Consider the following 13,379-nt stretch of genomic DNA (forward strand, 5'->3'; position numbering starts at 1 on the left):
AGGTGAATGACTTAATGATTAATTTGAAAGCAGTTATTCCGGTAGCGGGTCTGGGGATGCACATGTTGCCTGCCACGAAGGCAATCCCTAAAGAGATGCTGCCGATCGTAGACAAGCCGATGATTCAATACATTGTCGACGAAATTGTAGCTGCCGGTATCAAAGAAATCGTTCTGGTGACTCATGCGTCTAAGAATGCAGTTGAGAACCACTTCGACACCTCTTACGAACTCGAATCACTCCTTGAGCAGCGTGTTAAGCGCCAGTTATTAGCCGAGGTTCAGTCTATCTGTCCTCCGGGCGTGACTATCATGAACGTTCGTCAGGCTCAGTTGCTGGGTCTGGGGCATTCCATTCTTTGTGCTCGCCCTATCATTGGCGATAACCCGTTTGTAGTGGTATTACCTGACGTCGTTCTGGATACCGCAAGTGCGGATCCGTTGCGCTACAACCTCGCTGCTATGGTTGCTCGTTTTAATGAAACCGGGCGCAGTCAGGTGCTGGCTAAGCGTATGGAAGGTGATCTCTCTGAGTACTCTGTTATTCAGACCAAAGAGCCTTTAGACAATGAAGGTAAAGTCAGCCGCATCGTTGAGTTCATCGAAAAACCGGATCAGCCGCAAACGCTTGATTCCGATCTGATGGCTGTAGGGCGCTATGTGCTTTCTGCTGATATCTGGGCAGAGTTGGAAAAAACCGAACCAGGTGCCTGGGGGCGTATTCAGTTAACGGATGCCATCGCGGAGCTGGCAAAAAAACAGTCCGTTGATGCCATGTTGATGACGGGCGACAGCTACGACTGCGGTAAGAAAATGGGCTATATGCAGGCTTTCGTTAAGTATGGGCTGCGTAACCTGAAGGAAGGTCCGAAGTTCCGTAAGAGCATTGAGAAGTTGCTGAGCGAGTAGAGATTTACAGGTCTTTGTGACGGTAAGCCAGAAAAAATAACGGCAGTTAACATTCCACCGCCTATGATTTATGCAGCGGAGTGTTACTGTCGTTTTTCATATAAAAACAAAGAATTACAATAAGTTAACCTACCAGATTTAATCTGTTTTTTGTTGGATTTTTTCTTGTTTCTGGTCGCATTTGGTAAGACAATTAGCGTTTGAATTTTAGATAGCTTCGCGCTAACTGGCGGGGGCTAGTTACATCATTATCATTCAAGTAGTGCTCTGGTTGCTGCAAAGCCAGGGGCGGTAGCGTGCGTAATGCCCAGAAACGTGCATTATGTGCCAGCATATTAATAGTATTCGTATAAACGATATTCGGAATTAAACGTGAAAATACTAGTTACTGGTGGAGCGGGTTTCATTGGATCTGCAGTAGTTCGTCATATTATTAAAAATACTCAGGATACCGTTGTTAATGTTGATAAACTAACCTACGCCGGTAACCTGGAATCTCTTGCCGAAGTCAGCGAAAATAATCGCTATTATTTTGAACACGCGGATATCTGTGATAAAGCGGCAATGGAGCGTATTTTTGCCACTCATCAACCGGATGCGGTGATGCATCTGGCAGCTGAAAGTCATGTTGACCGCTCTATTACAGGGCCAGCAGCGTTTATCGAAACGAATATCGTCGGTACTTATGTACTGCTGGAAGCTGCTCGTGGCTACTGGAACGAGCTGGATGCAGATAAAAAACAGGCATTTCGTTTCCATCATATCTCCACAGATGAAGTATACGGCGACCTGCCACATCCAGATGAAGTGGCTGCCGGTAATGTGTTGCCTCTGTTCACTGAAAAGACAGCTTATGCGCCGAGTAGCCCATATTCTGCTTCAAAGGCCTCAAGCGATCATCTGGTTCGTGCATGGTTGCGCACCTATGGCTTCCCAACAATTGTCACCAACTGTTCCAATAACTACGGGCCATATCACTTCCCTGAAAAACTAATCCCGCTGGTGATTCTGAATGCGCTGGAAGGTAAAGCATTGCCAATTTATGGCAAAGGCGACCAGATTCGCGACTGGCTTTATGTCGAAGATCACGCCCGAGCGTTGTACACCGTAGTGACCCAGGGGATTGTAGGTGAAACATACAATATCGGTGGCCATAACGAGAAGAAAAATCTGGACGTGGTCCATACTATCTGCGACTTGTTGGACGAAATAGTGCCAAAAGAAGGTTCTTACCGCGATCAACTTACCTACGTAGCCGACCGCCCAGGACACGATCGCCGCTATGCGATTGATGCAGCGAAAATCAGCAATGAACTGGGGTGGAAGCCGCAGGAAACCTTTGAGAGCGGGATCCGTAAGACCGTTGAATGGTATCTCTCGAATACGCAGTGGGTTGAGAATGTGAAAAGCGGCGCCTACAAGACGTGGATCGAACAGAATTACGGAGAACGCCAGTAATGAATATTCTGCTGTTTGGTAAAACGGGCCAGGTTGGTTGGGAATTGCAACGTGCGCTAGCCCCGCTGGGGAACCTGATTGCGTTAGATGTACATTCGACTGACTATTGTGGTGACTTTAGTAATCCACAAGGTGTGGCAGACACCGTACGCCGTATCCGGCCTGACGTTATCGTCAACGCGGCAGCCCATACGGCTGTAGATAAGGCTGAGTCCGAAGTTGAATTTGCCCGGTTGCTTAATGCGACCAGTGTGGAGGCAATTGCCAGAGCTGCCGCAGAAATCGGGGCGTGGGTGGTGCATTACTCCACGGACTATGTTTTTCCCGGCACTGGCGAAACACCATGGCGCGAAACGGACGCTACAGCGCCGCTTAATGTCTACGGTGAAACCAAACTGGCGGGAGAAAAGGCGCTTCAGACGCACTGCGCCAACCATTTGATTTTCAGAACCAGCTGGGTGTATGCAGGTAAAGGTAATAATTTTGCGAAAACGATGCTGAAACTGGCAAAAGAGCGCGCAGAGCTTTCGGTGATTAACGACCAGTTCGGTGCGCCAACCGGGGCTGAACTTCTTGCGGACTGTACGGCGCATGCTATCCGTGTTGCGATGAACAAACCCGACGTGGCTGGACTCTACCACCTGGTTGCGGGTGGAACCACGACCTGGCATGACTATGCTGCACTGGTGTTCGACGAAGCCCGTAAAGCAGGAATTAAACTGGCATTGACCCAGTTAAATGCAGTGCCGACTAGTGCGTATTCTACACCTGCACGCCGCCCAACAAATTCTCGCCTGAATACTGATAAATTCCAGAAAAACTTTGAACTGGTATTACCGCAGTGGGACGTTGGTGTAAAACGTATGCTGAATGAGTTGTTCACGACAACGGTGATTTGAACCTTGTTAATGCCCGTGAGCGGGCATTTTGTACACAAAGAGATGATGAAATGAAAACGCGTAAAGGGATTATTTTAGCTGGTGGCTCAGGTACTCGTCTTTATCCTGTCACTATGGCGGTCAGTAAACAGCTTCTGCCTATCTATGATAAGCCGATGATATATTATCCGCTGTCGACACTGATGCTGGCAGAAATTCGTGATATCTTGATCATCAGTACGCCTCAGGATACCCCGCGGTTTGAGCAATTGCTTGGCGATGGTAGCCAGTGGGGATTGAACCTGCAATATAAAGTGCAGCCGAGTCCGGACGGGCTGGCGCAGGCTTTTATTATTGGGGAAGATTTTATCGGCAATGATGATTGCGCACTGGTTCTGGGCGACAACATTTTCTATGGTCACGATTTACCTAAGCTGATGGAAAAAGCGGTGAATCAAAAAAGCGGCGCCACTGTTTTTGCCTACCATGTTAATGACCCTGAGCGTTATGGCGTGGTGGAATTTGATAAGAACGGAACGGCCATTAGCCTTGAAGAAAAACCGCTTGAGCCAAAAAGTAACTACGCAGTGACAGGGCTTTATTTTTATGACAACAGTGTTGTCGAAATAGCGAAAAACCTTAAACCATCAGCCCGCGGCGAGCTGGAAATTACTGATATCAACCGTATTTATATGAAAAATGGACATCTGTCTGTTGCCATGATGGGCCGCGGATACGCCTGGCTGGATACAGGTACACATCAAAGCCTGATTGAAGCGAGCAATTTTATTGCTACCATCGAAGAACGTCAGGGATTGAAAATATCTTGCCCGGAAGAGATAGCCTATCGTAAAGGATTTATCAATGCAGAGCAGGTCAAAATAATGGCAGCGCCACTATCGAAAAATGCTTATGGGCAATACCTGCTGAAAATGATTAAAGGTAACTAAGCAATGAACGTGATTAAAACAGCTATTCCTGACGTGCTGATTTTTGAACCGAAGGTATTTGGCGATAATCGTGGATTTTTTTTCGAAAGTTTTAACCAACGTATTTTTGAGGACGTCACTGGCCTAAAGGTTGGGTTTGTCCAGGATAACCACTCTAAATCCAGCAGGGGTGTGCTGCGCGGCTTACACTATCAGTTACCTCCTCATGCACAGGGTAAACTTGTTCGCTGCGTCGCAGGCGAAGTTTATGATATTGCAGTCGATATTCGTAAATCATCTATTACGTTTGGGCAGTGGGTTGGGTTTAATCTTTCTGCTGATAACAAACGGCAACTGTGGATCCCCGAAGGGTTTGCCCACGGCTTTCTGGTGCTGAGTGAGACAGCAGAGTTTGTGTATAAAACCACTAACTACTATGAGCCGCAATCGGAAAGAGCCATCAGGTACGACGATCAGCTCCTCAATATCCAGTGGCCGTATAATGTCCATCTGAAGCTCTCGCCCAAGGATGAAGCCGCTCCACTGCTGAATACTATTCCGGTGAATGAGCTATTTGAATGAGCATAATAAAAAATAGCATCTGGAACCTGATGGGATACGTTATCCCGTCGCTTGTTGCGATACCAGCACTGGGCTACCTGGCACGCGAGTTGGGGCCAGAACTTTTTGGCATCTACACCATCGCAATTGCGGTGGTGGGTTATGCGGGTATTTTCGATATGGGGTTAACCCGAGCAATTACCCGGGAAATTGCTATTTATCGACACAATATTGCCGAGCGGAAAAAAATCATAGCCAGCGCAACCATATTCCTGTTGGCGTTAAGTACCCTAGGGGGATGCGCAGTATTGATTTTTTCTGCCTCTATTGTTCATTTCCTCAATATTTCACCGGCAGACTTTGTTGATATCAACAACTCTTTTAAACTGTTGGCGTTGTCTATCCCACTTTTTCTACTCAATCAGCTGTGGATAGCCATTCTTGAAGGTGATGAGAAGTTCAAAGTCGTCAATATCCAGAAGTCATTTAGCAGCACTTTCATTGCGGGAATGCCTGCGCTGTTTGTTATGTTCAACGGGACGCTCTTCTCAGCAATAGCAGGGCTGGTTGTTTCCCGTGTCATTTCGCTAGTTATAGCTTTCATATTGGTTCGAAAAGAGATCGTTCAGTCAGGGATGCGACTCGATCTGGTTACCTTTAAGCGGCTTATTTTCTTTGGCGGCTGGATCACAGTCAGTAATATTATTAGTCCCGCGATGGTCTATTTTGACCGATTTATCATTTCGAATATGCTGGGTGCAAAGCATGTCGCTTACTACTCCGGTCCTTCGGAAGCTATTGCGCGGTTGGCTATTCTGCCAGCTGCGGTAGGTAGGGCCATCTTCCCCAAATTAAGCTGTGTAGTGCATAAAGACGAACTGAAAAAAAATATTACTATCTCGTGGCTACTGATGTTTGCCGTTTGTGCTCCAATAGTTATTCTCGGGATAGTTTTTGCTGAAAAAATATTGAATCTGTGGTTAGGTGCTAGCTATTCAACACATTCGAAAAATATATTGATTATTTTACTGGTAGGATTTCTGTTCAATGCACTCGCTCAGGTTCCCTTTACAGCTATTCAGTCGGCGGGTAAAGCTAAAATCACAGCCTTGCTTCACTGTTTTGAGATCGTGCCCTACTTTATTTTGCTCTATTTTTTAGTACAGCATTATGGGCTGATTGGGGTCGCTTTCGCTTGGAGCATAAGGGTTATTGTGGACTGCGCTATGCTGACGCTTATCAACCAAGTGATACTTAAACGGCAATTGCGTACCGACTTTGCCTAAACATTAAAACTGGTAAAATTGCCACTGATTATATTTTTTATAGATAAAAGAAAACTATGAAAGTTAATATTATTGTTGCTCTTTATTATCCACACTATTATGAAAAAGTTAGAAAAGAGATATTTTCCATCTTTAATAACGCTAATTTTCATCTTTTATTTGTAGATAACAGCGGTAAGATTATCCCTGAAAACGAACCTGATGCGAACGTACAGTGGCTCAAAGGAAGCAACACCGCTGGCGAATTCTCTGCTTGGGATGAAGGTTATACACTCCTTGCGACCAACGATACTCTGGGCAACGATGATATCGTTATTTTTATGAATGATACCTTCTGTCATCATCGCTTCTTTACTTTCTACGACAGAATACTCTACCGCAAGATTGTTGCGCGCTGTACTTTCAAAGGTATCTATGGTGAGTTAAACAGCACAGGAACAAGATTTACTATTAATCAATTGCCGCTTACCACATGGATCTCCTCTTATGTTTTCCTGAGTCGTAAGGAAAACATCGATAGGCTACTGCCCTTGAATACCGCGTCGGTCATGGGTGATGAAGTTCTTGCTCAAATCGAGAGTGGTCTGGCGAATCGTAAAGTGGATGTCTCTCTCTTTTCGGACAACCTGAACCAGCATCTTAGCAACTGGCTTTTCCCGGTGAACGGTAACGGCTGGTACAATGCAGGTAAAACTTCTCCGGCTGTTATACTCTTTAAACTTAAAGCAATTATAAATGAAAAAATGCTGACTCATAAGGCGTTGGAAAACGATCTCGATGTAAACGATATCTATCAGGGAAAAGCAAACAGAATTTATAACTCGGTGCGTAACAGACTCTATACTTTTTACAAACGCCATTAATGAGTATAAGTGACATTAATTTATGAATGCCAATAATCTTGAAATTAGCGCTTCGGGTAGAAAGTATTACAGATTCGCATCGCTATGCTTACTGATTATCCTTCTGGCTATGACCCTGAATGACTTACCCATACAGAAAGTATTAGGCACGTTAGGTGCAAGTCCAATTTGGGCAGTGTCAGCGGTTATATTTCTTTTTTTTCTTGTTCATAATCGGTTCTGTCTGTACTTAGACAAGTATAGTAGACTTTTTATAATCTACTTTTTTTGGACGTTCAGTGTCTCATTGGCCCAGTGTGTCTGGTACTACTTTGCTGAAGGGACAATATTAAATCATTACGGTGCATCCGTATTCAATAAACATTTTTTTGCTTCTTCTTATTACCTTTTCTACTTTTTAGTTATCTATTGTGCAAGTTATGCATTACGCCTAGTGCCGGGAGTTTTTTTCAAGAAGGCGATTATTTTAATTGCGTTTTTTCTGACCTTGGTTATTGCTGTCGAATACGTTTTGCCTGATATTCTCGCTCCTTTTCACTTGAGTATGGAGGGGTATGGCATTGGATCGCGCCTGCGCCTGCTGTCGCCCGAACCTTCGATAGCTGCTTTTACATTTAATATCTTTTTGCTTCTTGCGATTACCCTCAGCAATGTTAGCCTTGTCAGACTCATTCTTTGGGGGACACTGGTGGTAGGGAATTTGCTAATCGGATCTAAGTCCTCACTGGTGTTGATTATGTCTGGCGGACTACTGGTATTCTATTTCAATATGTCGCTTATACAGAAACTGAAGTCTTTGGTTATGCTTATTCCGGTTGTCGGGGTCGTAGTGTATATTTTCCTTCATACGGTTCTGCCTGCATTGGCTATCGACATTGAAAATTTCTCTAGCGTTAGCACACGTATGATTACCTCGTTATGGGCCGTCTGTAGTTTATTCTATTATCCTCTTGGTGAGGGGTATGGAACATATACCGTCTGGTTTTTTCATCCCTTGGATACAGCAACAAGCTTGGCTGATAGTCTGGTGCCATTTCAGCTTAATCTACTTGAAATTAATGATATGGCAGATACTGGAGATTATCTATCGGCGAAGTCAGGTATTTTATTCTCAATTATTCATAGTGGTTTTATGGCAGTCATTTTCTACTTTATCCTTTTTAGAAGTTCTTTTAAGGATGTACAAAAGATTAATATTGGATATTATCAAAAAACATTATTAAGGGTGACCCTGTGGTACTCACTGCTGTCAATCTTGTTTGCTGTAAATATGGAAGTATTATATGCGTTTTTATTGCCTTTTATTGTTGTAAATTATCTAAAAATAAATCATAAACGGTAAGTGATGATAATGGAAAAACTTCTTTATATCTCAATGTCTCTGGAAAAATCTAACTATGGTGGAAGCATTGTATCCCGAGCAAACTTAAAGGCATTGCAGGCTAATGAACGTTTACAGGTTAAAGAGATTGCGATCGTCAGGGAACAAGAAGGTAGTTATGCTTGGGAGCTACTGGCTAAGAGTTCAAAAGTTCAGACGGCGGTTAACAATCTACGCGGTTATGCCGGCAAGCTGAATGCGAATATTATAAGCAGAATAAAAGGGATTGTTAAGGAATATCAGCCAACTACGCTCTATCTTGATTCAAGTCTGCTCGGCTGTGTGGCAGAATGGTGTAAAAACGCGTTCCCGGCTATCCGGATAGTGACCTTTTTCCACAATGCTGAAATCGATTTTGAAAAAGATCGCCTGAAGAGCGGGAAAGTATATTTTCTACCATCTCTGTTTTCCACGATTATTGCTGAAAAAAAAGCGGTCAAATATAGTGATGTGATGATCGCCCTGCATCAGGCCGATTCGGAGCGGCTTTTCCAACTTTATCAGAGAAAAGCAGACTATTGCGTACCTGTTTGCATTGTAGATGAGCCAATTGCTGATGAGGTTCTCTATAACTCGACTACGGTTAAGGAGAGTCCTTTTACTGTTGGTTTTATAGGAACGGCCTTTTATGCTAATACCGAGGCGGCGAAATATATCTCCCGGAAAATAGCACCAGCATTTATCAATGATAATCAGGTGCAGTTTGTTATCGCCGGAAATGGGTTTGAGGGCTACACGGCAAAACTTAACAAACCTAACTTGAAAACTGGTGGCTTTGTGGAGTCTCTGGATGATTTTTATCAAGGGGTTGATGTGATTTTATCGCCGATTTCAATTGGTGGCGGTATGAAAGTAAAGGTTGCCGAAGCACTAAAGTATAATAAAAAAATTATCGCATCTCCCTTTTCACTGATTGGTTACGAGCATGCGCTGAGCAGCCCTGATATTATTAGTTGCAATAGCTTGAAAGAATATATAACAGCGATTAAAAAATTAAAGGATTTGCGCACTACAGCATCTTCAACGAGAGTGCTTTTCCAGCAACATTACTCTGATCAAGCATGTGCAGAATATTTTAGAATAATATTTAAATAATATATATGATAAAAGTCGGATTTCATTTTTATAACGAGGTTATAAGTGCGTATTCTCGAAGTAAGTAAACTGTATCCCCCGTTTTGGGGCGGAATCGAGACGGTAGTGTATGATATATCAACAGTATTAAAACAAGAAGGTTACGACGTTGATGTATTGTGTGTATCAGAAAATAATAACTCTACTGAAGAGTTTATCGATAACGTTAAAGTATATCGATGTGCGAGTTTTGCTCATTTGGCAAGTACCTATCTATCCTTCGAATTCATAAAAATATGGCGCAAAATTAGAAATGATTATGATGTTATTCATGTTCACTTGCCAAACCCACTCGCGCTGCTTGCCTTTTACTTATTCAAACCGCGAAAGGACTGTAAAATCATTGTTCACTGGCACAGCGATATCGTAAAACAAAAGTATCTGAAAATACCTTTTATCCCTTTACAGAAAAAATTACTTGCCTGCTGCTCCAAGATTATTGCGACCAGCCATGTCTACGCTGATGCTTCGCAGGATCTTAAAAAATTCCTCAACAAGATTGAAGTCATACCAATTGGCATTGATGAAGAGAGAATGGTCGCTGCGCCGGAGGCGTTTGAGCAGATTAAAGGACGTTATGCCGGTAAGTTTGTCATTTTCTCTTTGGGTCGTCATGTGTACTACAAAGGTTTTGAGTATCTCATCGAAGCAGCTAGGTATCTTGATGAAAGTTATATCATTTTGCTGGGTGGGCAGGGGGAGCTAACCCCGGAGCTAAAAGAAAAAATAACAGAATATAATCTTGATAGCAGAGTTAAAATGCTGGGACGGATCTCCGCCCAGGAATTGCCAGCCTACTTCAGCGCAGCGGATGTATTCTGCTTACCCTCTATTGAACGCTCTGAAGCCTTTGGCGTGGTGCAGCTTGAGGCAATGGCTTGCGGTACGCCTGTTATCTCCACCGATATTCAGGGTTCCGGTGTCTCGTGGGTCAATAAGCATGGCGTTACAGGGCTAATAGTACCGGTTAAAAATGCTCAGGCACTAGCAATTAGTTTTAATAATTTACGTGAACATCCAATCAATAGAAGTCAAGTGCAAGAGTATTTTACTCAGCATTATACTAGGTCCAAAATGGTTAATTGTCTCATCAAGGTGGTAGAGGGAGCATAATATGAAAATATTACCTGTTGTTATGGCTGGTGGCTCAGGAACACGACTTTGGCCTCTTTCCCGCTCTCTGTACCCAAAACAATTTTTGTCATTAGTTGACGACTCTTCGTTATTGCAGGCTACTCTCCTCCGGCTCGAAAGTCTTGAGTGCACTATCCCGCTGATTATCAGCAACAATGAGCATCGTTTTATCGTCGCTGAACAGCTCCGACAGGTGGGGATTGTCGATTTTGACATCATCCTTGAGCCTGTTGGTCGCAACACCGCCCCGGCTATCGCCCTCGCGGCGCTCCACGCATTAAGGGATGGAGACGATCCTATTATGCTGGTGCTGGCTGCCGATCATGTCATCCAGAACGTAGAGGCGTTTTGCAGTAGCGTAACCCAAGCGCAGACCCAGGCGGTAAACGGCAAAATGGTGACCTTTGGCATCGTACCATCGCGTGCGGAAACGGGTTATGGCTACATTCGTCAGGGCGATGCTGTGGCCGAGGCGGTCTACAAAGTTGATGCGTTTGTTGAAAAACCTGATCAGACGACGGCAGAAACCTATTTTCGTGACGGCCACTATCTGTGGAATAGTGGCATGTTTATGTTCAAAGCCAGCGTCTACCTGGCCGAACTGGAAAAATTCCGTCCGGACATCCTCGACGCCTGTAAGTTGGCGATGGCAGGTGCCTCAATTGACCTTGACTTTATCCGCCTTGAAAAAGATGTTTTTGCCGCTTGCCCGGACGACTCTGTTGATTATGCCGTGATGGAAAAGACCGGTCATAGCGTCGTCGTGCCTATGGATGCCCAATGGTGTGACGTCGGCTCATGGAACTCACTGTGGGATATCTCCATTAAAGATTATAATGGTAACGTAACTCATGGTGATGTGATCTATCACAACAGCAAGAACAACTATGTTTATGCTGAAAACTCTCTTGTAACAACCATTGGTGCGGACGATCTTGTCATTGTCCAGACTAAAGATGCTCTATTAATTGCGAAACAAGATCAGGTTCAGGATATCAAAAAAGTTGTTGATGTTCTCAAAAGTGAAAATCGCAGTGAGCATATTTTCCACCGTGAAGAGTACCGCCCTTGGGGACGCTATGATTCTGTTGACCAAGGTAGTCGTTACCTGGTTAAACGAATTACTGTTAAGCCAGGAGAGCGCATCTCAACGCAAATGCACTACCACCGTGCAGAACATTGGGTTGTCGTCGCCGGAACAGCAAAAGTAACGCGAGGCGAAGATAGTTTCCTGGTATCCGAAAATGAATCGACTTTTATCCCGGTAGGAGTAGTACATACCCTAGAAAACCCGGGTAAAGTTCCGCTGGAAGTCATTGAAATTCAGTCAGGGGCCTATCTTGGTAGTGACGATATTGTGCGAATTGATGATAAGTATGGACGAGTTAAGGACAATAAATAATGTTAAATTCCAGACATGTAATTGAAAACAGCAATATTGCGTTTGGAACCAGCGGAGCGAGAGGACTAGTAGTCGATTTTAAACCTGAGGTGTGCGCCGCTTTTGCACATTCATTTATTGATGTAATAGCAAAGGATTTCACCTTTGATACCGTTGCCTTAGCCATTGATAACCGTCCAAGTAGCTATGCTATGGCGCAGGCCTGTGCTCGTGCCATTATAGATAAGGGAATGACAGCAGCCTATTACGGCGTGGTCCCAACGCCTGCGCTGGCTAATAAATCACTGCAAGATAAGATCCCGGCCATTATGGTCACTGGGAGTCATATTCCATTCGATCGTAACGGTCTGAAATTTTACCGTCCGGATGGTGAGATCACGAAAGCCGATGAACTCAGCATCTTGCAGTGCGAGTCTTCTTTTAACCTGACACTGCCGCTACCCGACTTGATTACGTCGCCGCTGGCGGCTAGCAGTTATATTGAGCGCTATACCTCATTGTTCTCGGCTACTACGCTCGCCGGCAAGCGAGTAGGAATTTATGAGCACTCCAGTGCCGGACGCGATCTCTATGCTAAAATCTTTACCCAACTTGGTGCAGAGGTGATCAGTATTGGTCGTAGCGATGAGTTTGTGCCTATTGATACCGAAGCTGTGGCGGAGGAGGATAAGGTTAAAGCGCGCAAATGGGCGGTAGAATTTAATCTCGATGCAATCTTTTCGACTGATGGCGATGGTGATCGCCCCTTGGTGGCTGATGAAAAGGGCGAATGGTTGCGTGGAGATATCTTGGGTCTGCTCTGTGCTAGGGCACTAGGCATTGAAGCACTGGCTATACCGGTAAGCTGCAATACAGCAATCGAAAAATCTGGTCTGTTCAAACATATCGAACTCACAAGAATTGGCTCGCCGTATGTGATTGCTGCTTTTAGCGGACTGAATGCTAATTTTGACCGTGTTGCCGGTTTTGAAGCTAACGGCGGGTTCTTGTTGGGCAGCAGTGTCTCCTTCGGTGAAAATACGATTAACGCATTGCCGACACGTGATGCCGTGTTGCCTTTCCTTATGGTATTTACCCGCGCAGTGACGGCAAATAACACGGTTTCGCATCTCCTACTTGATCTGCCACAGCGGTTCACCCATTCAGATCGTATCCAAAACTTTGCAACGGCACTGAGCAAAAAGATTATTGCTGATGCACAGGATGATCCACTCGCGTTTGTGAAATCCCTCGGCTTTAACGAAAGTGTTAAAAGCGTGGACTGCACCGATGGCATACGTATTACCCTTAGCGATGACGACGTGATTCATCTGCGCCCGTCGGGCAATGCGCCAGAACTGCGCTGCTATGCAGAGAGCAACAGTGCGGTAGCCGCTGTCACACTTGTAGAAACTACGCTCACCCAACTAAAAGAACTATCGTCGTAGTACTTATTCAGCGATGTA

At 44.6% G+C, this 13,379-nt stretch carries 12 protein-coding genes; all 12 read left to right on the forward strand.

The genetic code is table 11. The features are described 5' to 3' along the window. Window positions 1-14 precede the first annotated feature (14 nt). Window positions 15-908: a UTP--glucose-1-phosphate uridylyltransferase GalF gene (galF, locus tag IB222_RS08490; protein ID WP_003841818.1), complete on the forward strand. Its 894-nt coding sequence runs from the start codon at window positions 15-17 to the stop codon at window positions 906-908. Between the two features lie 372 nt (window positions 909-1,280). Beyond that, window positions 1,281-2,366, forward strand: a complete 1,086-nt coding sequence (gene rfbB, locus IB222_RS08495) for a dTDP-glucose 4,6-dehydratase (RefSeq protein WP_149384326.1) — start codon at window positions 1,281-1,283, stop codon at window positions 2,364-2,366. Next, entirely contained in the window at window positions 2,366-3,265 is a 900-nt protein-coding gene (gene rfbD, locus IB222_RS08500; RefSeq protein WP_148361784.1) for a dTDP-4-dehydrorhamnose reductase, read from the forward strand. The genes rfbB and rfbD overlap by 1 nt, the downstream gene beginning before the upstream one ends. Window positions 3,266-3,315: 50 nt before the next feature. Next, window positions 3,316-4,194 carry a glucose-1-phosphate thymidylyltransferase RfbA gene (gene rfbA, locus IB222_RS08505; protein ID WP_148361785.1) on the forward strand — a complete coding sequence of 293 codons (879 nt, stop codon included), beginning with the start codon at window positions 3,316-3,318 and terminating at the stop codon, window positions 4,192-4,194. A 3-nt stretch (window positions 4,195-4,197) separates the two neighbouring features. Continuing rightward, complete coding sequence (gene rfbC / locus IB222_RS08510; protein ID WP_148361786.1) at window positions 4,198-4,755, forward strand: dTDP-4-dehydrorhamnose 3,5-epimerase; 558 nt, start codon at window positions 4,198-4,200, stop codon at window positions 4,753-4,755. After that, window positions 4,752-6,020: a flippase gene (locus IB222_RS08515; protein ID WP_148361787.1), complete on the forward strand. Its 1,269-nt coding sequence runs from the start codon at window positions 4,752-4,754 to the stop codon at window positions 6,018-6,020. The genes rfbC and IB222_RS08515 overlap by 4 nt, the downstream gene beginning before the upstream one ends. A gap of 56 nt (window positions 6,021-6,076) precedes the next feature. Beyond that, window positions 6,077-6,883: a hypothetical protein gene (locus IB222_RS08520; protein WP_148361788.1), complete on the forward strand. Its 807-nt coding sequence runs from the start codon at window positions 6,077-6,079 to the stop codon at window positions 6,881-6,883. A gap of 22 nt (window positions 6,884-6,905) precedes the next feature. Further along, window positions 6,906-8,225, forward strand: a complete 1,320-nt coding sequence (locus IB222_RS08525; RefSeq protein WP_148361789.1) for a hypothetical protein — start codon at window positions 6,906-6,908, stop codon at window positions 8,223-8,225. A gap of 9 nt (window positions 8,226-8,234) precedes the next feature. Beyond that, on the forward strand, window positions 8,235-9,359 hold the full coding sequence (locus IB222_RS08530; RefSeq protein ID WP_188055329.1) for a glycosyltransferase family 4 protein: 1,125 nt from the start codon (window positions 8,235-8,237) through the stop codon (window positions 9,357-9,359). 45 nt (window positions 9,360-9,404) lie between these two features. Continuing rightward, window positions 9,405-10,511 carry a glycosyltransferase gene (locus IB222_RS08535; RefSeq protein ID WP_249415418.1) on the forward strand — a complete coding sequence of 369 codons (1,107 nt, stop codon included), beginning with the start codon at window positions 9,405-9,407 and terminating at the stop codon, window positions 10,509-10,511. A gap of 1 nt (window position 10,512) precedes the next feature. Beyond that, window positions 10,513-11,934 carry a mannose-1-phosphate guanylyltransferase/mannose-6-phosphate isomerase gene (locus IB222_RS08540; RefSeq protein WP_148361791.1) on the forward strand — a complete coding sequence of 474 codons (1,422 nt, stop codon included), beginning with the start codon at window positions 10,513-10,515 and terminating at the stop codon, window positions 11,932-11,934. Then, window positions 11,934-13,361: a phosphomannomutase gene (locus IB222_RS08545; protein WP_148361792.1), complete on the forward strand. Its 1,428-nt coding sequence runs from the start codon at window positions 11,934-11,936 to the stop codon at window positions 13,359-13,361. Before IB222_RS08540 ends, IB222_RS08545 begins: the two co-directional genes overlap by 1 nt. Window positions 13,362-13,379: the final 18 nt, after the last annotated feature.

The organism is Citrobacter sp. C13 (assembly GCF_014596815.2).
Lineage (GTDB): Bacteria > Pseudomonadota > Gammaproteobacteria > Enterobacterales > Enterobacteriaceae > Citrobacter > Citrobacter portucalensis.

Coding starts and splice junctions, on each gene's coding strand:
- galF (WP_003841818.1), top strand. CDS start 15: ATGATTAATTTGAAAGCAGTTATTCCGGTAGCGGGTCTGGGGATGCAC.
- rfbD (WP_148361784.1), top strand. CDS start 2,366: ATGAATATTCTGCTGTTTGGTAAAACGGGCCAGGTTGGTTGGGAATTG.
- rfbA (WP_148361785.1), top strand. CDS start 3,316: ATGAAAACGCGTAAAGGGATTATTTTAGCTGGTGGCTCAGGTACTCGT.
- rfbC (WP_148361786.1), top strand. CDS start 4,198: ATGAACGTGATTAAAACAGCTATTCCTGACGTGCTGATTTTTGAACCG.
- IB222_RS08515 (WP_148361787.1), top strand. CDS start 4,752: ATGAGCATAATAAAAAATAGCATCTGGAACCTGATGGGATACGTTATC.
- IB222_RS08520 (WP_148361788.1), top strand. CDS start 6,077: ATGAAAGTTAATATTATTGTTGCTCTTTATTATCCACACTATTATGAA.
- IB222_RS08525 (WP_148361789.1), top strand. CDS start 6,906: ATGAATGCCAATAATCTTGAAATTAGCGCTTCGGGTAGAAAGTATTAC.
- IB222_RS08530 (WP_188055329.1), top strand. CDS start 8,235: ATGGAAAAACTTCTTTATATCTCAATGTCTCTGGAAAAATCTAACTAT.
- IB222_RS08540 (WP_148361791.1), top strand. CDS start 10,513: ATGAAAATATTACCTGTTGTTATGGCTGGTGGCTCAGGAACACGACTT.
- IB222_RS08545 (WP_148361792.1), top strand. CDS start 11,934: ATGTTAAATTCCAGACATGTAATTGAAAACAGCAATATTGCGTTTGGA.